This window comes from Sphingomonas sp. LHG3443-2, from assembly GCF_049896405.1.
Taxonomy (GTDB): domain Bacteria; phylum Pseudomonadota; class Alphaproteobacteria; order Sphingomonadales; family Sphingomonadaceae; genus Sphingomicrobium.
Window position 1 is genome coordinate 1,685,399 of the sequence record NZ_JAFCUG010000001.1, and the last position, 22,410, is coordinate 1,707,808.

A 22,410-nucleotide genomic window follows, 5' to 3' on the forward strand; every position below is an offset into this window, starting at 1 on the left:
AGCCCGTCGGAATGACAGCCCTCAGATTGCCCGGCGAACGACAAATCGAAGAGGGAGCCATCTTCGCCGGGTAGAGCACGTGGGGCTCTACCCGGCGGAAGCGATCGCGTAGGTGCGTGCGCCTAGAACTTCACGGATGCGCCGAGCGAAAAGGATCGGCCTACATCGTAGCGGTTGACGAAGATACGGGTGCCGCGAACGTCCTGGGTTTCCTCATAGTCCTGCTCGGTGAGGTTGCGCGCTTCGAACTTCACTTCGATCTCCTTGCCGCCAAGGCGGATGCCCTGCCGTGCGACCAGGTCGACGGTCAGCCCCGGACGCTCGAAGATGTCGGCCTGCCGAACGCCGGCGCTGGCCGGGCCGCGGCTGGTGACGCGCTTGGACGCATAGTTGAACAGCAGGGTGAGCTGCTGCAATTGCGCCGTGTTCTCGATGCCGATCTGGCCATTCGCAATGTGCTTGGACTGACCGGTGAGCGGATCGCCGTCGAAGAAGACCTCGCGCGCAGGACGGGGCCCGCGAAGGTCGTTCAGGATGGTCGTGTCACCATCCGATACTTCGATCTCGGATTTCGAGAAGGTATAGTTGCCGATCAGGACGAGGCGATGCTGGTCCATGCCGAGGGCGCCGAGCGGCACGAATTTCTGCGCTTCGACCTCGACTCCGTACAGCTTGGCGCGCGGCGCGTTGCCGAACGTCGTGATGAGGGCGGCGCCACCGGTGAAATTGGCGATCGCCTCGATCGGCTTGTTGATCCGCTTGAAGAAGCCGGCGACGCTGACGCGTTGCTGCGTGGCGAAATACCATTCGTAGCGCGCTTCGGCATTGGTCAGCGTTGAATCGGTGAGGAACGGATTGCCGAAGAACTGACGGTCGCTTTCGGTGTCGAAGTAGACCTGCGGCGCCAGTTCACGGAATTGTGGCCTGGCAAGCGTCTTAGATCCATGCAGACGCAGCTGCATGTCCGGGCGGATGGTCCAGGTCAGGGTCGCTGCCGGAAGCCAGTAGCTTTTTTCGATCGCCGGGATCTGGGCAAGGCCGCCTTGATTGAAGAGGTCAACCAGCGTGACCGACTGCTTGCCGTCTTCGAACCGCACGCCGCCTTGCAGGCGAAGGCCTTCAACGATGTCGCCGGTCGCCTGTGCATAGCCTGCCGCGACCCTGAGATCGCCCTGGTAGCGCGCCGTTCCGGCAAGACCCGAGGTTTCGACCAGCAGGATGTTGTAGGTATAGACGTTGAAGTCCGAGAGCAGATAGTCGGGCCGCTGCTCGGTCACGCCGCCGGGCAATGCATTTGCCGGGCGGAAGGCAAAATCGCGCCGCGTGGAGTTGCGAGTGGTGTCGAGGTAGGCACCGCCAGCGCTGAGCGTGATGTTCCGCTCGCCCGGCAGCCGGTAGCTGACGTCGCCGCCGAGATTCCAGACGTCCTCGTCAAGCTCGGAGAAGGTGATCCCGGCGCTTTGCGGATTGGTGGTGAGGTTGTTGACGTAGTCGCCAATCTGGCTGTTGTAGACGTAGTTGAAGCTGCGCTCGTAAGGCGCGTTGCGCTGGCTGTTGGCATAGCCGCCACGAAGGTCGAGATCGAGGTCGCGGAACTTGAATTCGCCGACCAGCTGCGAGTTCAGGAGCTGGCGCTCGAACCAGGCGGTGCGCTGGTTGATCTGCTGCGCCGGGCCACCTGGAATGGGGTCGCCGATCTGAACGTCGTAACCCGCCGCCAGCCGCCCGATCTTCAGCGTGTCGCGGATCAGGAGATTGGTGAAGCGCAGGTTGTGACCGCCAATCTTGGCCGTCAGCCCGAGGAGGCCATTGGCGATCACGCGATTGTCGGTTCGGACCGCCTGGAAGTCGGTTCCGATGAGGTCGCCGCCCTGCGTCTGCTGGGTGGCATCGCGCGTGCGCCAGCTGTTGCTGTAGCCAGCGCTGGCGATCAGGCCGAGTTCGGTCCCGCCGACGTTGAAGGTGGTGCCGCCGGTCAGGTCCACGCCCAAGTTGGCGGGAATGTCCATGTTACGCTGAAGAACAGAGGTGCGGCTGTTGGTCAGGTCGGCGGTGATCGCCTGCACTTCGGCGCGGGTGAAGTTCGAACCTTCACCGATGACCTTGTTCGAGCGGAAAGCGTGTCCAAAGGCACCGTCGATGGCGCGGTCGCCGTTGTCGAAGCCAAGCCAGTCGGTGCTGCTGCCGTAGTAGGTGTAGCCAAGCTTGCCGGTCGTTTCCGTATCGCCGCTGATGCTTGCGCCGATGGTCAGGAACGGCTCCCGCGCCGCGGCCGTGGTGGTCAGGTTGATGACGCCGCCGCCGAACTCACCCGGGTAATTGACGGAGTAGCTCTTCTGAACAACCGCGCTGCCGATGACGCTGGTGGGGAAGATGTCCAGCGGCACCACGCGGCGCAGCGGCTCGGGGCTGGGCAGGGCAAGGCCGTTGAGCAGCGCAAGGCTGTAGCGGTCGCCAAGCCCGCGCACATAGACGAAGCCGTTGCCGACTACGCTGAGGCCCGGTACGCGCTGCAGAGCGCCAGCGATGTCACCGTCACCGGTGCGCGCGATATCCTCACTGGAGAGCACGGAAACGACTTCCGGCGCCGAGCGCAGGATGTTGCGACGGCCGCGGACGATGATGTCGCCCGGCGCGTCCACACCTGGCGCCGAAACCTCGATCACCGGCTCTTCGGTCGGTGCCACCTCATCGGTGGACGCCGGCTGCTCGGGGGCGGTTGCCTCCCCGGCGGGGCCGGTCGGCGGAGTGACGACCGGGGCCGCGGCGCCACCGGCCTGCGCCAGCGCTGCCGCTGGACACAGAACGGTGGTGACGAGCAGCAGCGAGGCCAACCTGGACACTTGCATCATCTCGCTGACAGCCTCAGGCCGGAACGGTGTTGCAGCTGTTACCCGAGCTGAAGCTCGCGTAGCCGCTGTCGCAGGTCCAGCCGCGATACCAGATGTCGTTGCCGTCGCGGACCGCGCCAACATAGTTGGTCTGGGTGAAGTTGCCGGCAACGTATGGCGCGGTGACGAAGCTCGTGTTGAGCAGCGTCGCACTGTACGGCGTCGCTGCCGTTTCATTCGCCCCGTTGATGAACAGGTTCGTCAGTGTCGACGTGGAGCCGAACAGATTGTTGGTGTTGGTCGGCGCGTCGAAGGCAGTCGCTTCGAACGTGTCGGTATCGGCATCGTCGCGCGGCGTGCAGGCAAACAGCACCGAGCGGATGATCGGAACGCCGGCTTCGTCCGGGCCGGTGGTCTGCACGGTGGTTGCCTGGTCGACATCGAGGCAGGCTGACGGGCTCACCACCACGCCATTGACGAGGGCATAGTCGGTGCCGCCGCGAAGGTGGATTGCTCGGGTGCCGGTGCGGGTCTGGATGAAGGTGAAGTTCGACAGGCGGGTGAACTGGCGGGGCGTGAAATCGTCGGCGCCGGTCACTTCAGGGTTGCTGTCGGCTTCGATCATGGTGTCGCCGTTGACGCCGAGCGACTGCGGCCGCTGGATGGCGATCACGAACTGGATAAAGCCCTTGTAGCCGAAATCGGTGTCGAGCGCGTCGTCGTCCGCGCCGGTGAGGACGATGTTGCGCATGTTGTGCGAACCGCCGAAGATTTCGACGCCGTCATCGCCGCTGTTGTGGATGTGGACGTTTTCGATCCGCGTGCCGGCACCGACGCCGCCGGTGGTCAGGCCCTGAAGCTCTGCGTTGGGCGACGCGCTGAACCCGGTGAAGCGGATCTGCACGTAACGCAGCTGGCCGCTGTTGTCGTTGGGCAGGTTGCCGCCGTACAGCGCCGGCGAGCCGGTGCCTTCGGCCTGCTGCTGGCACTGGGCGGAGCCGCCTGGGACAGCCGACAAGCAGTTGCTGATCGGGGCGCGGCCGAGCAGTTGGATGCCGCCCCACTGGTTGGAGCTGGTGTCGGTCGCACGGCCTTCGAGATTGTCGAGGCTGGTGAAGATGATCGGCGCCGTGGCGCTGCCGACGGCGTTGATCTGCGACCCGCGGTTGACCACGAGGAAGCTCGCCTGGCTCTGGCCGATCACGACCACGCCGGGATCGATCGACAGGGTTGCCGCCTGACCGCCGGTTGCCGCACCGTCACCGCCGACGTCGGTGCCGACATCGACGCGGCCATCGATGGAGTAGAAGAGACCCGCGACCTTGGGCAGCGAGAGGCTCGTCGCGATGCGGGCCGGGAGACCGCAGTTGCGGCGATTGACGACCGGATTGACACCACGGTCGGTGGTGCCGGTGGGACAGCTTGCGGCGGGGCCGGTGCTGACCGGCGGCGGGGTGGTCGTGCCGCCGCCCGTGTTGCCGCCACCGATGATGGTTCCTTCACCCGGCGAAGCGACGTCGTCGGCGCCCCCGCAAGCCGCAAGAACGCTCGCCGCTACTGTGACCAACAACAATTTGCGGCTCGCCTGCACCATGTTCATGAGGTCCCCTCAATCCTGACTTTTTGTGACGAACGAGGCGCTGCTGTGCTGCCCCTCAGCTTCTGGAGCTCGGCTAGTCGTTGGCCGCGACGATTCAGTGTAGCTATTGTGACAGTTCAAAGAGGGGCGGGCCGCGCGCCGACGTGCCGCTGGGGCAGCTCTGACCGCAAGTTCAACGACTTGGTGGCAGCCGGCCGGCTTTGAACATCGGCAAGGTCGAAGACATAAGCGTCGCCTCTCACCGACTTGATGAGGCCTTCAGCCAGTTCGGCGTCGCGAAAGCCGTTCGGAGTCGCGACGGCGACACCCTCAAAGCTTGCACTGAGAAGGGAAGGCGGCCGCCCAGATCACGCAGGACGCGCGTGACGGACACTTGCCGGTGCGCTTGTTCGAAGATGACGATGATATTACGGTCATGCTACAACGCTGTGACAAGAGACCTCTTGAGAGGAGCCGACATGCAGATCTTCTTGGCCGCGATGCTTCTTGCCTCGGGCGGCGCCCAGCCGGCGACAGAGATGGATTATGCGGACGGCGCCCTGGCGTATCAGGCGCTCGTGCAGGGAGACCTCAAGCGCGCGGAAAGTCAGTTGCTCGCATCGCGTCCCGGCAACGGGCAGGATGTCGCCTGGATGCTGAACTATGGCCAGCTGCTGGCACGGCAAGGCCGCGTCAACGAAGCGCGCGCCGTCTTCCGCCGTGTCGCGGAAGCCCCCGACAGCGAAGTTGTTCTCGCCTCGGGCGAGGTGATGGGAACGCGCGAAGCCTCCAGGCTCGCCGTGCGCCGGCTGGCTTCGCAAGGTCTCAGCGCTCGCTAGCCCTTCAGGGCTAAGCGGCGATCCGCTGTTTCGTTCAACGCAGCGCCTCGAGCCGGGTCGGTGGACTAGCGTCAGAACCCGTCTCATCGGGTGCGAGCGCAATCCGTAACATGCCCGACAGACGCTCCTTGAGCGTGTCGTTCTCACAGCCGCCATCATGATCGATCCTGAGGATCGTTCGCATGATGGTCGTCCCCATCAGCACCGATAGCGCCATCGCCGCGCGTCGCTCGGCCTGTGGGCCGGTGAGGACGTTGGCGAAGGGTTGCAGCACCTCGTTCTGGAAGGTCGAGCGGACAATGGTGGACGCTGTCGGCGACGCGGCAGAGCGAAGCATGATGAGCAGACGCTCGACATGCTCCGCGTCCTTGGAATCGTCGGTTACGGCCATCGCGGCCAGATAGCTCGGCAAATCGTCCGCCTGCGCCAGTTCTTCCCAGCGATTGTCCTCGGTCGCCAACGCCGCTCGAAACAGCTGCTCCTTGGAACCGAAATACCGTCCGATCAGGGCGACATCGACGCCGGCAGCTCCCGCAATTTCCCGCAGGCCGACTGCATCGTAGCTTTCCTGCACGAAGCCCTTGCGGGCGCACTCGAGAAGCCGTTCGCGAGTGGCGGCAGCGTTGCGGGTGGGTGGGCGCATCACGTCTCCAGATCGCCGTTCTTCGCGACAGCACGGCGCGAATGTCAACGGCTATTGACTTTGTAAGTCTACAAGTGTTGACGGCGCGTGAATGTCGCGGTGAGTCGATTCCGACCTCCACAGCGGTTCTCGAATATAGTCGGAAAGCCACTTTCATGCCTTTTGCTCGCGCCCGGTCGCGCATCGTCCCGCTTGCCCTTCTTGCCTTTGCGCTCGTGGGAGGTTGTTCCAAGTCGGAGGAGCAGCCGGCCGCACCGCCGGTCATGCCGGTAACCGTGGCCCAGCCGATCCAGCAGCAGGTGGTGGACTGGGACGAGTTCGTCGGCCGCTTCGAAGCGCAACAGAACGTCGAGGTGCGCCCGCGTGCCACCGGTTACCTGCAGTCGGTGCATTTCCGCGAAGGTCAGTTCGTTCGCGCCGGGCAATTGCTCTTCACCATCGACGCGCGGCCTTCGCAGGCTGCGCTTGCTCAGTCGCAGGCGCAATTGGCACGGGCGCAGGCCACCATCACCAATGCCCGCACCGAACTGGCGCGCTCGCGGGCCCTGGCGGCGCAGCAGGCGGCCAGCACCGAAGAGGTCGAGCAGCGGCAGGCCGCCTTGCGCACCGCCGAAGCAGATGTCGCCGCCGCCCGCGCCGCGATCCGCGCGCAGCAGCTCAACGTCGGCTTCACCCGCGTGCTGGCGCCACTGTCGGGCATGGTGTCGGAGCGGCGGGTCGATGTTGGCAATTCGGTCACGGCCGATCAGACGGTGCTCACCACGATTGTCTCGACCAACCCGCTTCAGTTCACCTTCAACGGCTCCGAAGCCTTGCTGCTGAAGTATCAGCGGCAGAATGCCGGCAGCACCGCTGGCACCCCCGTTCGCATCCGGCTTGGAGATGAGACGTCCTATGTTCATGCCGGACGCCTCGACTTCATCGATCCGGTGGTAAACAGCGAAGCCGGCACCGTTCGGGCCCGCGCAGTCGTGCCCAATCCGACCGGCTTCCTGAAGCCGGGAATGTTCGGCAACCTCCGGCTTGAAGCCTCGCGGCCCTATGCCGCCCTGCTGGTGCCCGACGAAGCCATCGTTACCGATGCCGCGCGCCGGGTGGTCTACGTCGTCGACAAGGCGGGCACTGTGCTGGCACGTCCAGTGGAGCTTGGTCCGCTGACCGGCAACCTGCGCGTGATCCGCCGCGGCATCTCGCCGCAGGACCGGGTCATCATCAACGGCATTCAGCGCGCGCGCCCTGGGCAGAAGGTCAAGCCGCAGCCGGGGCAGATCAAGGTCCAGACCGGGCCTGAGCCGGCACGCCAGCAACCTCCCGCGGCGAACCCGTCGGCCACCGCGACCCCCGTCAGCGCCTGAAGGACCACGCTCCCGTGAACATCTCGCGCTTCTTCATCGAACGGCCGATCTTTGCGTCGGTCCTGGCGGTGTTCATCACGCTGATCGGCCTGTTCGCCTATCCTCAGCTGCCGCTCTCGCAATATCCCGAGATCGCGCCCCCGACGATCAGCATCCAGGCCGCTTATCCGGGTGCCTCGTCCGAGACGATCGCCGAAACCGTTGCCGCTCCGCTGGAGCAGGAGATCAACGGCGTCGAGAACATGCTCTACATGTCTTCGTCGTCGACCGGCGGCGCTGCGCAGATCACCGTGACGTTCAAGCCCGGCACCGACCTCGATGCCGCGCAGGTGCTGGTCCAGAACCGCGTCGCTCTTGCCGAGCCGCGCTTGCCCGACCAGGTCCGCCAAGTCGGGGTGACGGTCAACAAGCAGTCCACCGGCTTCCTGATGATCGTGGCGCTGACGTCCACGGACCCCAATCTCGACGTCGATTACCTCGGCAACTACGCCAATACCAACCTGCGTGACCGGCTGCTTCGCCTCGAAGGCGTCGGCGGGGTGCAGGTGTTCGGCGGCGGCAATTATTCCATGCGAATCTGGATCGATCCGTCGCGTGCGGCCGCTCGAAACCTTACCGCGGGTGAGATCGTCACCGCGTTGCGCACCCAGAACGTCCAGGTAGCGGGCGGCGCGCTCGGTCAGCCGCCATATGGCGGTGGCAACCCGTCCTTCCAGCTGCCGATCCAAGTCCAGGGTCGCCTTAGCGATCCCGAGCAATTTGCCGACGTCATCATCAAGACGGACCCGTCGGGCGGCATCACCCGTGTTCGCGATGTTGCGCGGGTAGAGCTGGGCTCCCAGGATTATGGCATCCGCGGCTCGTTCACCGGCAAGAGCGGCGTGGCGCTGGCGGTGATCCAGCAGCCGGGCTCCAACGCCCTGAACGCGGCCGAGCTGGTCTTGAACGAGGTCGAGACCGCGTCCAAGGACTTCCCGCCGGGCATCGTGTATTCGGTCCCCTACAACCCGACCGAATATGTCTCCGCCTCGGTCGAAGCGGTGCAGGAAACGCTGCTCGAGGCGGTGATCCTCGTCATCATCGTGGTGATGGTCTTCCTCCAGACCTGGCGCGCGGCGGTGATCCCGATCTTGGCTATCCCGATCGCGCTCGTCGGCACCTTCGCGGTCCAACTGGCGCTCGGCTATTCGATCAACTCCCTGTCGCTGTTCGCGCTCGTGCTGGCGGTCGGCATCGTGGTCGACGACGCCATCGTGGTCGTGGAAGCGGTCGAGAAGCACATCCGCGAAGGGCTGAGCCCGCGCGAAGCGGCGCACCGCACCATGCAGGAAGTGTCGGGCGCGCTGATCGCGATCGGCCTGGTGCTGACCGCCGTGTTCGTGCCGACCGCCTTTGTGTCAGGCATCCCGGGCATCTTCTACCGCCAGTTCGCGGTGACCATCGCGGCGGCCTCCCTGATCTCCTTGGTCGTGTCGCTGACCCTCTCGCCGGCGCTTGCCGCGCTGTTGCTGAAGCCGCACGTCGAGATGGATGCGGGCGGTGGCTCCAGGCTGACCCGCCCGCTGCGATTTGCCGCGACCAAGTTCAACGCCGGTTTCGATTGGCTGTCGGACCGCTACGGGCGCCTGACCAGCCAGCTGGTGCGCAAGACCGGGCTGATGCTGGTGATCTACGCCGTCTTCCTTGGGCTCACCGGCGTGCAGCTCGCATCCACGCCGACCGGCTTCATTCCCGAACAGGATCAAGGCGTCCTGATTGGCGTCGTCCAGCTGCCGCCGGGCGCCTCGCTCGACCGCACCACGGAGGTGCTGAACCGCGCTTACGAGATCGTCCGCAAGCAAGAAGGCGTGGTCGATGCCGCCACCTTTGCCGGTCTCGACGGCGCCAGCTTCTCGCAGGCGTCCAACGCCGGTACCATGTTCATTCGTCTTGCCGATTGGGGCGAGCGCGGCGGGCAGCTGTCTGCCAATGCATTGTCCAAGGCGTTGACCGGCGCGCTCGCCGGGCAGATCCAGGAAGCCAACGTCTTCATCATCGCGCCGCCGGCGGTTCCGGGCCTTGGCACCGGCAACGGCTTCACCATGATGATCCAGGACCGCTCCGGCGCCGGCTATCAGGCGCTGGAAGGCGCAACGATGGCGATGATGGGCGCCGCCGCGCAGCAGCCCAAGGTGACCCAGGTTTTCTCGACCTTCAACACCGGCTCGCCCCGGATCGACGCGGAGATCGACCGCGATCGTGCGCAGCTGCTGGGGGTCCAGCCGTCGCAGGTCTACGAGGCGCTGGGTACCTACCTCGGCTCGACCTACGTCAACGACTTCAACATGCTTGGCCGCACCTTCCGGGTGACTGCCCAAGCCGAACCTGCCGCCCGCGACGACCTTGCCGACATCGGACAGTTGCAGGTGCGCTCCGCGAACGGCGACATGGTACCGCTCGCCTCCGTCGCGACCTTGCGCAACGACAGCGGTCCGGAACGCGTTGTCCGTTACAACATGTTCCCGGCGGTCGAGCTGCAGGGACAGGCAGCGGCGGGCGTCTCCTCGGGTGACGCGCTGACCACCATGGAGCAGCTCGCCTCGAGCACGCTTCCGCAGGGCATGAGCTTCGAATGGACCGGTCTCGCGTTCCAGGAGAAAGCGGCGGGAAGCAGCTCGACGCTCATCTTCCTCCTTGCCGTGCTGTTCGTCTTCCTCGTGCTCGCCGCGCAATATGAAGCGCTGACCCTGCCGCTGGCGGTCATTCTGATCGTGCCGATGTGTATCCTGGCGGCGCTGTTCGGGGTCATGCTGCGCGGCATGGACAACAACATCCTGACGCAGGTCGGCCTTGTCGTGCTGGTCGCGCTGGCTGCCAAGAACGCGATCCTGATCGTCGAATTCGCCAAGCAGGCCGAGGAAGAGGATGGTGCCAGCCCGCTCGAAGCGGCCGTCACCGCGGCCCGCCAGCGTTTGCGCCCGATCCTGATGACCAGCTTCGCCTTCATCTTTGGCGTCATTCCGCTGGCGATCGCCGTCGGTCCAGGCGCCGAGATGCGCCAGTCGCTTGGCACCGCGGTCAGCTTCGGCATGCTCGGCGTCACCATCTTCGGCCTGATCTTCACGCCGGTCTTCTATGTCGTCATGCGCGGTCTTCCCGATCGCCTGCGCAAGGTCCGCACGCGGGTCATGCGCCGCAAGGACGATACACACCCGCCGCTCGCCGCGGATGGAGCAAATTCATGAAGCGTCTCCTCCTGACCGTGACCAGCCTGCTGGCGCTCAGCGGCTGCATGACCGTTGGTCCCAACTACCGCTCGCCCGCGCCCGAAGTGCAGGCACAGGCGCAGCGGCCGTTCGTCAGTGCAACGATCTCGCCGCTGTTCACCGGCAACGAGCCGCCTGGACGCTGGTGGAGCCTGTTCAACGATCCGGCGCTGGATCGGCTGGTGCAGCAGGCCTTGACGGCCAACACCGACCTCAGGGTCGCCGCCGCCAACCTCGCCCGCGCTCGCGCCGTCTTGCGTGAAACCCGCTCGGCGCGGCTGCCGTCCACGTCCGTTTCGGGCAGCGCGACATACGCCAACCAGCCCGATCCCTTGCCGACGGACACGACCTTCGATGTCGGCCTCGACGTTGGCTACCAGGTCGATCTGTTCGGCCGCCTGCGCCGCGCTACCGAAGCGAGCCGTGCCGACGTCGGAGCATTGCAGGCCGCATTCGACCTGGCGCGGGTCACGGTCGCCGCAGAGACCACGCGAGCCTATGCTGACGCCTGCAGCGCCGGCCGCCAGCTCGAAGTCGCGCGCGAAACGGTGCGTCTTCAGGAGCAGACCTTCGACCTGACACGCCGCCTTGTCGCGGGCGGGCGGGGCACCGCGCTCGACACGGGTCAGGCGGGTTCGCTGCTGGAGCAGACGCGCGCAACCGTCCCGACGCTCGAAGCCCAGCGCCAGAGCGCGCTGTTCCGCCTCGCCGTCCTGACCGGCCGCCCGCCAGCCGAGATCTCGCCCCAGGCAGCGGCGTGCAGCACTCCGCCTGCGCTGAGCCGGGCGATTCCGGTTGGCATTGGCGCCACCCTGATCGCCCGCCGTCCCGATGTCCGCCAGGCCGAACGCGAGCTCGCCGCCGCCACTGCCCGCATCGGGGTCGCCACCGCCGACCTTTATCCCGACATCCAGCTTGGCCTGTCGGTCGGCTCGACCGCTACCTCGGTCGGCGATCTGGCGTCGTCACGCGGGTTTCGCTTCGGGCTCGGCCCGCTGATCAGCTGGACCTTCCCCAACACCGGCGCGGCCCGTGCGCGCATTGCGCAGGCCGAAGCGTCCGCGCAGGCATCGCTCGCGCGGTTCGACGGCACGTGGCTCGGCGCACTGGAAGAAACCGAAAGCGCACTGACCCGCTATGCCCGAGAACAGGAGCGCCTACAGGCGCTCCGCCGGGCGCGTGCCAACAGTGCGGAAGCGGCGCGTATCGCGCGTCTTCGCTATCGTGCCGGCCGCGAAGCGTTCCAGATCGTCCTCGAAGCCGAGCGCTCGCTGGCGCAGACCGATAGCGCGGTGGCTCAGGCAGAAGCGCAGCTGTCGAACAATCTCGTTAGCCTCTTTCTTGCGCTTGGTGGCGGCTGGCAGGTCACGACTTGAGCTAAGGCGGGCGCGCACGCTTGCTCCGCCTTGACCGGGCAGCCGCTTAGGGCTTTGCAGGTCGACAGGAACCCTTGTCGTCACCGGAGAGCCCGCCATGTCCGTAGCCTATATCGTCGATGCCCGCCGTACCGCTGGCGGCAAGCGGGGAGGGGCGCTGCGCGATTGGCATCCAGCCGATCTTGGCGCTGCGGTACTGAATGCGCTCGTGGAGCGCAGCGGAATTGATCCGGCGGCAATCGAGGATGTCATCGTCGGCTGCGTCAGTCAGGTCGGCGAGCAGAGCTTTCACGTCGGGCGCAACATGGTGATGGCAAGCCGCCTCCCCGACAGCGTCCCCGCAGTGACCATCGATCGTCAATGCGGCAGCAGCCAGCAGGCGCTGCACTTCGCGGCGCAGGCCGTTATGAGCGGGACGCAGGACGTGGTGATCGCCGCTGGTGTCGAAAGCATGACCCGGGTTCCGATGGGCACGCCGGTCATTCTGCCGATGCAGGCCGGTATTGGGACGGGGCCATGGTCCAAGGCGATCCTCGATCGCTATGGCGTGACCGAGTTCAGCCAGTTCACCGGCGCCGAGATGATCGCGGAGCGATATGGCATGAGCCGCGAAGAGCTCGACACCTTCGCGCTCGGCAGCCACCGCAAGGCCGAGGCGGCCATCGCAGCAGACGCTTTCGCCGACGAGATCGTGCCGCTCGAAGTGACCGATGCGGAGGGTAATCGCCAACTCCACACCCGTGATGAAGGCGTTCGCGCGGGCGCAACGATCGAGGGGCTCGCCGGCTTGAAGACGCTGAAGCCCGACGGCGTGATCACTGCCGGCAACGCCAGCCAGATTTGCGACGGTGCGAGCGGCGCGCTGATCGTCAGCGAGCGCGCCTTGAAGGAGCATGGCCTGACCCCGCTGGCGCGCATCGACAATCTGACGGTCACGGCAGGTGACCCGGTGATCATGCTGATGGAGCCCATTCCGGCTACCCGCCGCGCGCTCGAACGGGCGGGCCGCGCGATTGGTGACATCGACCTTTACGAAGTGAACGAAGCCTTCGCCCCGGTGCCGCTCGCCTGGCTACGGGAGCTTGAGGCCGACCCCGAGCGCCTGAACGTCAACGGCGGCGCCATCGCGCTTGGTCACCCGCTGGGCGCCAGCGGAACCAAGCTGATGGCAACGCTGGTTCATGCTCTCAAGGCGCGAGGCAAGCGCTTCGGCCTGCAGACCATGTGCGAGGGTGGCGGCATCGCCAATGTCACCATCATCGAAAGCCTTGGCTGAGCGGGTTGGAAATCGTCCCAATCGACCACTGATGTAAGTTAAATCGGACTTTGAGGCGACGGATTACCAGCGCGGGCAGCGAGGCTCACATGCAATGGAATCGGCCCTGTTCAAACGTCTGGAACTCTTCACGCGACTATCGAGCGAGGATCGTGCGGCGCTCAGCCGACTGACGACCAAGATCCGCGTCATCGAACCACGCAAGGACCTCATCAGGGAAGGTGACCTACCAACGCACGTCAATCTGGTGCTGCGAGGTTGGGGCGCGCGCTACAAGATGCTGCCCGACGGCAAGCGGTCGTTGGTCGGCTTCTTCATCCCCGGCGACTTCTGCGACCTAAACGCCTATGTTCTAAAGCAGATGGACCACAGCATCGGCGCCATCACGTCGCTTCGTGTGGCCACCATAGAACCGAGCGATCTTTTGCAACTGATGGTCGACCGTCCTCAGGTGACCCAGGCGCTGCTTTGGCACGAACTGGTCAACGCCGCCGTGCAGCGCGAATGGACCCACAACGTCGGAGCGCGACCTGCCTTTCAGCGCCTGGCGCACCTGCTTGTTGAGCTCTTTATGCGTATGCAAAGCATCGGACTGGCGGAAGCTAACAGCTGCGACTTCCCGCTCACTCAATATGATCTGGCGGAGGCGACGGGCCTGACCCCGGTGCACGTCAATCGGACGCTTCAACTGCTGCGCGGCGAATCGCTGGTGGAGATCGGCCAGAAGAGGTTGCGCATCCCCGACCTGGCGCGCCTGCAGGAGGCCGCCATGTTCAATCCCAACTACCTTCATCTCGACCGCGACGGCGCCAATCTCGACCCCGACGATTGAGCGGGTTAGGCGGTCTTTTGCGACGCCTCGCGAATGGCGGCCGCACGCTGGGCATGGCGGCTCGCGAGTTCGAGATGGATCAGCCGCGTCTGGTCGCAGGCAACCTCGGCAGCGAAGCACGCTTCTTCCCGGCTGCGCCGCTCGAAATATTCCGCATCACTCTCTGCGTGCCGTGGTTCGGCAATGCGACGCTGGCGCCGTTCATGACTGCGGAATTTCAGATCGCCAAGGACAAGAAGCTCGCCCATCGAATTAGCCCCAACTTTAGAGGCCTTTAGATGAGTGAGGCCAAACATCCCGTCATTCACTTTTGTGATGATGGGCTTGGCCGCCAACCGCGAGCAGGGGCCGAACCGGCTGCGTCCGGCAAGCTTTCGTGAATCTGTGACGGAACCGGTACGGGCGCCCGGCATTGGCAAGGTAGCTCCAGCGATAAGGAGCCTCGACGTTAACAGAACGGCTCCACACATGGCCTGACCCGAGAGGGGCGGGCCGACGCGCAAAGGAGGCTTCATGGCCAGCACTACCGCGCCGCGGCGGGTCATACACCCGGTCCACGCACTCTTCCTCGCCTCGACCTTTGCGCTGTTCCTCGGCGCTCTCTTGGCGGATTGGGCTTACTCCTCGACCTTCGAGGTGCAGTGGATCAACTTCGCAGCGTGGCTGAATGCAGGAGCGCTGGTGTTCGCTGGACTGGCGCTCGCCTGGGCGATCATCGACTTCTTCCGCGCTGATGTGCGGCGTGATCGTTCCTCGGTGCTCTATCTGGTGGTCTTGTCCGCCACCTTCGTGATCGGCTTCATCACTGCCCTCATCCACAGCAAGGACGCTTATGCGACCATGCCGGCCGGGCTGATCATGTCGCTCATTACCTTGCTGCTCGCCGTCGCAGCCGTGTGGCTCGGCTTCTCCACCCTTCGCTCGGGAGCCCGTCGATGAAGTCGCCCGCCCTTTTCACCGCCGCTGCCTTGGCTTGCCTCCTGTCGGCCTGCGGCGGCCAGGACCCCGATGCGCGGCAATTCGGGCCGAACCCGACGCTTCCCGACAAGCAGCGCGGGTTGGTCCCGACGCTCAAGATTGCCAGCCCGGCGGGATGGGGCGATCGCCGGCCGACGGTCCCGCAGGGCTTCTCGATCACGCCGATCGCAACCGATCTCAAGATCCCGCGCCAGACTTTGGTGCTGCCGAACGGCGACATCCTCGTTGCCGAGGGCAAGGGCGGCGGCGACGCCCCGGCAATGCGTCCCAAGGACTTCATCGCGGGCTATTTCATGGCCAAGGGCACCAGCAGCGTCAAAGGCGGCGACCAGCTGACCCTGCTGCGCGACGCCAATGGTGACGGCACTTACGAGGGCCGCACGGTGTTCGCGAAAAACTTGAACGCGCCTTACGGGCTCGCGCTGGTCGGCAACCAGCTTTACGTCGCCAACCAGGATGCGCTGGTCCGCTTCGCCTACCAGCCGGGGCAAACCGCGGCGAGCGGCCCAGCGGTGGAGGTCACCAAGCTGCCGGCGGCGATCAACCACCATTGGACCAAGTCGCTCACCGCCAGCCCCGATGGCCGCCTGCTCTATGTCGGCATCGGGTCGAACAGCAACATCGGCGAGCGCGGCATGGACGTCGAGGAAGATCGCGCCATGATCTGGGAGATCGACGCCCAGACCGGCGCCTCACGGCCTTATGCGACGGGCATCCGCAATCCGACCGCGCTGACCATCCAGCCCGGCACCGGCCGTTTGTGGGCGGTGGTCAACGAGCGCGATGAGCTCGGGCCCAATCTCGTTCCAGACTATCTGACCTCGGTTCGCCAGGGCGCTTTCTATGGCTGGCCCTATGCTTATTGGGGTGCCAACCCGGATCGCCGCGTCCAGCCGTTCAAGCAGGAGATGGTGGGCAAGACGATCAAGCCCGACTTCTCGCTTGGATCGCACCACGCGCCGCTCGGGGTTGCTTTCTCCAACGGCACGATGGGTGCGAACTACGCCGATGGCGTGTTCATCGGTGAGCATGGCAGCTGGAACCGCGGCACACCGGTCGGCTACCGGGTGAGCTTCGTGCCCTTCCGCGGCGGCTGGCCGAGCGGGCAGCCGGTCGATTTCGTCAGCGGCTTCCAAGCTGACGGCAAGACGTTCGGGCGACCGGTGGGGGTCACGGTCGATCCGCGCGGCGCGCTGATCGTTGCGGACGACTTGTCGAACACCTTGTGGCGGGTCACGCCAACAGGATCGCAAGCGCCGGCCCGGGTCGCCTCAGTCAGGTGAGCCCTTCCGCCGGCCGCGAGTGGCTGCCTTATTGCGGAGGGGCGCCGGTGCCGGGCGACCTGTTTGGCCGCTGGAACCTCGACCCGCTGCTACTGGTCGGGATCGCCGTTGCCGCATTGCTGCTGTGGCGGGCAGGAGAGACGGCCATTCAGCGGAGGCTGACGCTTGCAGCCGTTGGTCTCGCCCTGTTCTTGTTCGTCTCACCCTTCTGCGCGTTAAGCTCGGCGCTGTTCAGCGCGCGGGTAACGCACCATGTGCTGCTCGCCGCAGTGCTGGCGCCGTTGTTGGTCCACGCGCTGCCTGAGCATCGGACACGGTGGCCGGGCTCACTTGCGTTCTGGACGGGCGTGCAGGCCGTGACCTTCTGGCTCTGGCACGCGCCGGGACTTTATGCCGAGGCGCTTAGCAGTGATGCGCTTTACTGGCTGATGCAGATTTCGCTGACGGTGGCCGCAATGGGCTTCTGGGCGGCGCTGCGGCGGACGAGCGCGCTGGCGTCGGTCGCGGCGCTGCTGGTGAGCACGGTGCAGATGGGTTTGCTGGGCGCACTGATTACCTTCGCGGCGGCACCGCTCTACGCGCCGCATTTCTTCACCACCGAACCGTGGGGCTTCAGCGCGCTTGAGGACCAGCAAATGGCCGGGCTCATCATGTGGGCGCCCTCGGCCGGCCTGTATCTCGCCGCGGCTCTCGTCATCGCGCAGCGCTGGTTCACGTCCGAGAATCACGGCATGCCGGCATGATCGAGCGGCTGCGCGAATGGGGCAACAGCCATACGCGGCGTGGCCGCTATTCGCCGATCGGAATCACCTTTCACTGGGTCATGGCGCTGCTGATCCTGTTCCAGATCGGCTGGGGGTTCTGGGCCGACTCGATCATGCCGGGCGGGGACAAGCTATTCGCCTATCAGGTGCATAGTGCTGCGGGCCTTCCCGTCCTGCTGCTTGCGGTGGCGCGCGTGTTCTGGCGGATTCTGATCACCGATCCCGTCAATGACGCTGATCGGCAGGGCTTTCAGAGCAAGATCGCGCACTGGACGGCGATGACCTTTTACGTCGTGTTCTTCACGCTGCCGGTGTCGGGCTGGGTGATGTGGTCATCGGTCGCGGCACCCGGGCCGCTTTATCTGGGCGGGATCGTGCCGTGGCCGCAGGTGCCGCTGAGCTCGCTCGACGCGATCACCCAATATGCCATCCTCGACCTTGCCGAGGACGTGCATATCGCGTCGGTCATTCTTCTGCTCTTGCTGATTCCGGCACATGCAGGGGCGGCGCTGAAGCATCATTTCTGGGATCGACACGACGTGCTGTCGGCGATGCTTCCCGAAGTGCCTGACTGGGACGGGCACCGCCTGGCAGTGCCGCCGAATAAGCGGACAACGCCGCCGCTTCCACAGGGGTCAGAAGCTGGCTGATCCGCAGCATCACGTCACCGGGATCGTTGCGGCGCTTGGCGATACGCCACAAGCGGAGCTGCTCGGCAAGGTAGGTCGCGGGCTGGCCAGCGAGCGGCGGATTGCCGGCGCCGAGGCCTTGGCCCTGCTCGCCGTGGCAGGCGGCGCAGGCGAGGATGCCGCGATTGGAATCGCCTTGGTGATAAAGCGCCAGCCGCTCGGCTGGTGCGGCGGTGCGAACGTCGAAGGGCAGACCGGTGTAGAAGGTCGACACCGCCTTTCGTTCGTCGGCGGAGAGCTGTTGCGCGATCCAGCCCATTTGCGGGTGGTAGCGACGCCCATCGGCATAAGCATCGAGCTGCCGCTCCATGTAGCCGGCGTCCAACGCGGCGAGGCGAGGGGCTCCGGCGCCGTTGCCGCGTCCCTCGAGGCCGTGACAGGTGAAGCAGGCGTTGGACGCCCCGGCCTTGGCGCCGCTCAGCGCGATCAGCCGGCCATTCGCGGCGAAGCGATCGAGCGAGGTGGTATCGGCCGCCGCGCAGCCGGCAAGCAGCGTCGTGGCTGCGAGGAGAAGCATGAACTTGCGCACGGAGCCGCAACCAGCCGAACGAGCCTGTTGTTCCCGTTGCTGGCGCTTGCCCTTGCCGCCTGCAAGCCGCCGCCCGACCAACGCCAGTTCATGCCGCAAGCCAATGCCGCGCATGGCAAGGCGGTGATCGAGCGGGTCGGCTGTGGGAGCTGCCACATCATCCCCGGCGTGCGCTGGCCGCAGGGCAAGGTTGGCCCTGCGCTCGATGGCCTTGCCGAGCGCGCGCTGATTGCAGGAAAGCTCTCAAACGAACCCGACGTGCTCGCCGCCTACATCCGCAACGCGCCCGCGCTGGTGCCTGGCTCCGCCATGCCGGCGATGCCGATCAGCGACGCTGATGCCAGCGACATCGCGGCCTACCTCTACGAACAGGGAGCGAAGTAAAACATGCTGGAAGGCTGGCCGCCCCCCGTGCTGGACCCGGCGGGACCCTATGCGACCTCGGTCAGCCTGTTGAGCTGGATTCTGTTCGGCATGGGCTCCGCGGTGCTGGTGGTGGTGCTGGTTGCACTTTACCTTGCGCTCTTCGGGCGGTCCGCGCTGCAAGCGAAAGTTGGCGGCAAGACCGCGATCTGGGTCGGCGGCGTCGCTTTCCCGCTGGTCGTTCTGACCGCCTTGCTGATCTACGGCCTGTCGCTGACGCGGCACCTGTCCGATCCGATCACCGGCAACGAGCTTCGTGTGCGGGTCACCGGCGAGATGTGGTGGTGGCGGGTCGCCTATCTCGATGGCAGCGGCCGCGAAGTGGTGCAGGACGCGAACGAACTGCACATTCCGGTCGGGCGCCCGGTCGTGCTGGAGCTCCAGTCGGCCGATGTCATCCACAGTTTCTGGGTCCCGCGTCTGTCGGGCAAGCTCGACATGATCCCCGGACGCCGCAACCTGATGCGCATTCAGGCCGACAAGGCGGGCGTGTTCGGCGGGCAATGCGCCGAATATTGCGGTGGACCGCATGCGCTGATGGGCTTCAAGGTCATCGCCCACCAGCCCGCTCAATTCGCGGAGTTGATGGCGACGCAATTGGCGCGGCAGACGGCCGCCGCACCGATCACCGCGAGCGCTGGCGCGCAATTGTTCGAAAGCACCGGCTGCTCGTCGTGCCACCGCATTGCCGGCACCAACGCTAACGGGTTGGCAGGGCCGGACCTCACGCATGTCGGCAGCCGCAGCAGCTTGGGTGCGGGAATCCTTCCGAACAATCGCGGCACGTTGATGGGGTGGATCGGCAATAGCCAGGCAATCAAGCCCAACAACCGGATGCCGCCTTATACCGTCCTGTCGGCCGAGCAGCTGAACGCGCTCGCCACCTATCTCGAGGCGCAGAAGTGAGGTCGGAGACGGCGTTCGATCCCAAGCTCTACGACCGCTTTCCGACCAAGGAGCCGCGGCCAGAAGGCGAGTTCGAGCGACTGGAGGAAATCTGGAAGTCGCCGACTGGCTGGGCCCGCCTGACGGACGTGAACAACAACTATGTCGGCCTGTGGTACGTCGGCGCTGCCTTCCTGTTCTTCCTGCTGGCGGGCGTGCTGGCGCTGGTGATGCGCTTGCAGTTGTCGCTGCCGCTGCTCGGGGTGCTGCCGCAGGAAACCTACAACCAGTTCTTCACCATGCACGGCACGGTGATGATGTTCCTGTTCGCGGTGCCGATCATGGAAGCGATCGGGGTCATGCTCCTGCCGCAGATGTTGGCGGCGCGCGACCTGCCATTCCCGCGGCTGTCGGCCTATGCCTTCTGGGCTTATTTCATCGGCGGCCTGTGCTTCTTCATGTCGCTGTTCGCTGGCCTCGCACCCGACGGTGGCTGGTTCATGTATCCGCCGCTCACCAGCACGACCTACTCGCCGGGGATCAACGCCGATTTCTGGCTGCTCGGCATCGGCTTCATCGAGATCAGCGCGATTGCCGGCGCGATCGAGATCCTGGTCGGCATCCTCAAGACCCGCGCGCCCGGCATGACATTGGCCCGGATGCCCCTGTTCGCGTGGGCGATGCTGGTGTTCGCGGGCATGATCCTGATCGCCTTTCCCTCGGTGATCCTGGCCACCTTGCTGCTGGAGCTGGAGCGGGCGCTCAACTGGCCGTTCTTCGACGCGACGCGCGGCGGCGACCCAATGCTGTGGCAGCACATGTTCTGGTTCTTCGGCCACCCCGAAGTCTACATCATCTTCCTGCCGGCGGCAGGGCTGGTGTCGATGATGGTCGCCGCGCTCGCGAAGACGGAGCTGGTCGGGTACCAGCTGATCGTCCTCGCCCTGGTTGGCACCGGCTTCATCAGCTTCGGCGTCTGGGCTCACCACATGTTCGCGACCGGCATGCCGGCGCTGTCGACCAGCTTCTTTTCCGCCGCGAGCATGGCGGTCAGCATTCCTGCCGGCATCCAGGTGTTCAGCTGGATCGCGACACTGGCGACCGGCCGGCCAAGCCTCAATACGCCGACCCTTTTCGTGATCGGGGGTCTGGTGACCTTCGTCATGGGCGGGCTGACCGGCGTCATGGTCGCGATGGTGCCGTTCGACTGGCAGGCGCACGACACCTACTTCATCGTTGCCCACCTCCATTACGTCCTGATCGGGGGCGCGGTGATGCCGGTGTTCGCCGCCTTCTATTTCTGGTCGGGGATGACCAGCCGCAAACGCTTATCCGAGCGGCTCGGCAAATGGGTGTTCTGGCTGTTCTTCGCGGGCATGCACCTGACGTTCCTGCCGATGCACCTGACCGGCCTGATGGGGATGCCGCGGCGGGTCTACACCTATCTGCCCGGGATGGAGTGGGAATGGACCAATCTGCTCTCGACGGTTGGGGCGTTCGTGCTTGCCCTGTCGGTGCTGCTGTTCCTGTTCGACCTTGCACGCAACTTCCGGTTCACGACCAATGAGGATGTCGGCAATGTCTATGGCGGCGGTACGCTGGAGTGGCTTCCGACCGGGCTCTACTCCACCCGCAGCATTCCGGTGGTGAAGAGCCGCCAGCCAATGTGGGACGATCCCGATCTACCGCGCGACGTAGAGGAAGGGCGCTACTTCCTTCCAAACAGCGCGACGGGCCTGCGCGAAACCCTGATCACCAGCCCGGTTCGGGCCGAGCCGCAGTATCTCACGATCATGATGGGCCCCTCGGTGTGGCCGTTCCTGGCGGCCGTGTTCACCGCCGGCTTCTTCCTGCTGCTAACGGTGCAGGCCTACTTTCTGTCGGTCGCCTGCCTGCCGCTGGCGATCTTCTCGGTGCTGCGCTGGCTGTGGGATACCGACCGACCGCCGCCGATGCCCAAGGTCGATGTCGGCGCGGGGATCATGCTGCCGACCTACGTCACGGGACGAAGCGCGCACGGATGGTGGGCGATCGTCTGCCTTCTGATCGTCTGCTTCATGATCTTCCTGATGGCCGTGTTCGGCTATCTGTTCCTGTACGGCATTCACCCGAGCTTCTGGACGCTGCCAACGAACCGCTGGTGGGCGTGGCCGATCGCGGGCCTGTACGGCGCCGGCGCCCTGCTCGTGCTGCTTGGCCGCGGGCTGCTTAAGCGCGAACGGTCAACCACCTGGAGCCCGACCGCGGCAGTGTTGTTCGGCTGTGTGGCCGTGACCACCGCGCTAGCGATCGATTGGTTCAGCTGGCGCGCGCAGGGGATTGATCCCGAGCTCACCAGCCAAGGCGCGATGTCGCACGCCATGCTGGCGCTGCAAGGGCAGCTGGTCGCGGTCGTGGTGCTGATGGCCGTCTACCTCGCGGCGCGAACGGCGCGGGGGCTTGTGACGCGGCCTGCCAATACGACGTTCGACGTGGTCGCTCTGTTTACACTCTATACAGCGGCGCAGGGCGCAGCGACGGCTCTGCTGATCCGCCTGTTCCCGGTGGCGGCCTGATGCGCCAGTGGCTGTTTGCGCTGGGCGGGTTGCTGGTGTGGACCGCGCACTTCTTCGCCATCTACATCGCCGCCAGCCTGTTTCCGGGTCAGCCGCTGGCGGCATGGCTGACGCTCGCGTTGACGGTGCTGGCGTTGGTCGTGGTGGGATGGCTCGGCCATGGCGCATGGCGCGTGTGGCAGGTGCGCGATGGTGACGAGCTTAGGCCGTGGCTTGGCGGGATCGCGCTGTTCGGCGCGGCGCTGTCGGCCGTGGCCATTGTCTATCAGGGGCTGGCGGCCGTGATCAGCTGAGTGCGGCGGGGCGGCTCGCAAACCACCCCGCCGCT

The 22,410-nt window shown here is 65.5% G+C and carries 18 protein-coding genes and 1 pseudogene; 14 read left to right on the top strand and 5 right to left on the bottom strand.

What is annotated here, in order from left to right:
- Positions 1–122: 122 nt before the first annotated feature.
- Positions 123–2,843, bottom strand: a complete 2,721-nt coding sequence (locus tag ACP69Z_RS08470; RefSeq protein WP_426268073.1) for a TonB-dependent receptor domain-containing protein — start codon at positions 2,841–2,843, stop codon at positions 123–125.
- Positions 2,844–2,865: 22 nt separating this feature from the next.
- Positions 2,866–4,431 carry a hypothetical protein gene (locus ACP69Z_RS08475; RefSeq protein ID WP_426267065.1) on the bottom strand — a complete coding sequence of 522 codons (1,566 nt, stop codon included), beginning with the start codon at positions 4,429–4,431 and terminating at the stop codon, positions 2,866–2,868.
- A 458-nt stretch (positions 4,432–4,889) separates the two neighbouring features.
- Between ACP69Z_RS08475 and ACP69Z_RS08480 the strand changes: the two genes are divergently transcribed.
- On the top strand, positions 4,890–5,249 hold the full coding sequence (locus ACP69Z_RS08480) for a hypothetical protein (RefSeq protein ID WP_426267066.1): 360 nt from the start codon (positions 4,890–4,892) through the stop codon (positions 5,247–5,249).
- Between the two features lie 34 nt (positions 5,250–5,283).
- Here ACP69Z_RS08480 and ACP69Z_RS08485 read toward each other — a convergent pair whose 3' ends face one another.
- Positions 5,284–5,892, bottom strand: a complete 609-nt coding sequence (locus tag ACP69Z_RS08485; RefSeq protein WP_426267067.1) for a TetR/AcrR family transcriptional regulator — start codon at positions 5,890–5,892, stop codon at positions 5,284–5,286.
- 155 nt (positions 5,893–6,047) lie between these two features.
- Here ACP69Z_RS08485 and ACP69Z_RS08490 point away from each other — a divergent pair, with 155 nt between their 5' ends.
- The 5 genes from ACP69Z_RS08490 (at position 6,048) to ACP69Z_RS08510 (ending at position 13,976) form a co-directional block, all read left to right on the top strand.
- Positions 6,048–7,247 (top strand): efflux RND transporter periplasmic adaptor subunit, encoded by a 1,200-nt coding sequence (locus tag ACP69Z_RS08490; protein ID WP_426267068.1) that lies wholly within the window; start codon positions 6,048–6,050, stop codon positions 7,245–7,247.
- A gap of 14 nt (positions 7,248–7,261) precedes the next feature.
- Complete coding sequence (locus ACP69Z_RS08495; RefSeq protein WP_426267069.1) at positions 7,262–10,471, top strand: efflux RND transporter permease subunit; 3,210 nt, start codon at positions 7,262–7,264, stop codon at positions 10,469–10,471.
- Positions 10,468–11,868, top strand: coding sequence for an efflux transporter outer membrane subunit (locus tag ACP69Z_RS08500; protein WP_426267070.1), 1,401 nt, complete (start codon positions 10,468–10,470; stop codon positions 11,866–11,868). Before ACP69Z_RS08495 ends, ACP69Z_RS08500 begins: the two co-directional genes overlap by 4 nt.
- Before the next feature lie 97 nt (positions 11,869–11,965).
- Positions 11,966–13,144, top strand: coding sequence for an acetyl-CoA C-acetyltransferase (locus ACP69Z_RS08505; protein WP_426267071.1), 1,179 nt, complete (start codon positions 11,966–11,968; stop codon positions 13,142–13,144).
- Between the two features lie 94 nt (positions 13,145–13,238).
- The gene (locus ACP69Z_RS08510) at positions 13,239–13,976 is read left to right on the top strand and encodes a Crp/Fnr family transcriptional regulator (protein WP_426267072.1); all 738 of its coding nucleotides are present in this window, start codon (positions 13,239–13,241) and stop codon (positions 13,974–13,976) included.
- Between the two features lie 5 nt (positions 13,977–13,981).
- Here the strand turns inward: ACP69Z_RS08510 and ACP69Z_RS08515 are convergent, their stop codons facing one another.
- Positions 13,982–14,311 (bottom strand): hypothetical protein, encoded by a 330-nt coding sequence (locus ACP69Z_RS08515; RefSeq protein WP_426267073.1) that lies wholly within the window; start codon positions 14,309–14,311, stop codon positions 13,982–13,984.
- A gap of 178 nt (positions 14,312–14,489) precedes the next feature.
- On the opposite strand from ACP69Z_RS08515, the gene ACP69Z_RS08520 reads away from it, so the two are divergent.
- From ACP69Z_RS08520 to ACP69Z_RS08535, 4 genes are read left to right on the top strand one after another with little or no spacing between them, the layout of a single operon-like run.
- The gene (locus ACP69Z_RS08520) at positions 14,490–14,915 is read left to right on the top strand and encodes a DUF2231 domain-containing protein (RefSeq protein WP_426267074.1); all 426 of its coding nucleotides are present in this window, start codon (positions 14,490–14,492) and stop codon (positions 14,913–14,915) included.
- A complete protein-coding gene (locus ACP69Z_RS08525) occupies positions 14,912–16,237 on the top strand; it encodes a PQQ-dependent sugar dehydrogenase (RefSeq protein WP_426267075.1) in 1,326 nt (441 codons plus the stop codon). Before ACP69Z_RS08520 ends, ACP69Z_RS08525 begins: the two co-directional genes overlap by 4 nt.
- Complete coding sequence (locus ACP69Z_RS08530) at positions 16,234–16,980, top strand: cytochrome c oxidase assembly protein (RefSeq protein ID WP_426267076.1); 747 nt, start codon at positions 16,234–16,236, stop codon at positions 16,978–16,980. Before ACP69Z_RS08525 ends, ACP69Z_RS08530 begins: the two co-directional genes overlap by 4 nt.
- On the top strand, positions 16,977–17,651 hold the full coding sequence (locus tag ACP69Z_RS08535; RefSeq protein WP_426267077.1) for a cytochrome b: 675 nt from the start codon (positions 16,977–16,979) through the stop codon (positions 17,649–17,651). Before ACP69Z_RS08530 ends, ACP69Z_RS08535 begins: the two co-directional genes overlap by 4 nt.
- Positions 17,652–17,676: 25 nt before the next feature.
- On the opposite strand, the pseudogene ACP69Z_RS08540 reads toward ACP69Z_RS08535, so the two are convergent.
- Positions 17,677–18,333, bottom strand: a pseudogene (locus tag ACP69Z_RS08540) (c-type cytochrome); the annotation flags it as partial.
- Here ACP69Z_RS08540 and ACP69Z_RS08545 point away from each other — a divergent pair.
- From ACP69Z_RS08545 to ACP69Z_RS08560, 4 genes are read left to right on the top strand one after another with little or no spacing between them, the layout of a single operon-like run.
- On the top strand, positions 18,247–18,603 hold the full coding sequence (locus ACP69Z_RS08545) for a c-type cytochrome (RefSeq protein WP_426267078.1): 357 nt from the start codon (positions 18,247–18,249) through the stop codon (positions 18,601–18,603). The pseudogene ACP69Z_RS08540 and the gene ACP69Z_RS08545 overlap by 87 nt on opposite strands.
- A gap of 3 nt (positions 18,604–18,606) precedes the next feature.
- Positions 18,607–19,548, top strand: coding sequence for a cytochrome c oxidase subunit II (gene coxB, locus ACP69Z_RS08550; RefSeq protein ID WP_426267079.1), 942 nt, complete (start codon positions 18,607–18,609; stop codon positions 19,546–19,548).
- Positions 19,545–22,082, top strand: a complete 2,538-nt coding sequence (locus tag ACP69Z_RS08555) for a cbb3-type cytochrome c oxidase subunit I (RefSeq protein WP_426267080.1) — start codon at positions 19,545–19,547, stop codon at positions 22,080–22,082. The genes coxB and ACP69Z_RS08555 overlap by 4 nt, the downstream gene beginning before the upstream one ends.
- Positions 22,082–22,375: a hypothetical protein gene (locus ACP69Z_RS08560; RefSeq protein WP_426267081.1), complete on the top strand. Its 294-nt coding sequence runs from the start codon at positions 22,082–22,084 to the stop codon at positions 22,373–22,375. Before ACP69Z_RS08555 ends, ACP69Z_RS08560 begins: the two co-directional genes overlap by 1 nt.
- Positions 22,376–22,410 lie beyond the last annotated feature (35 nt).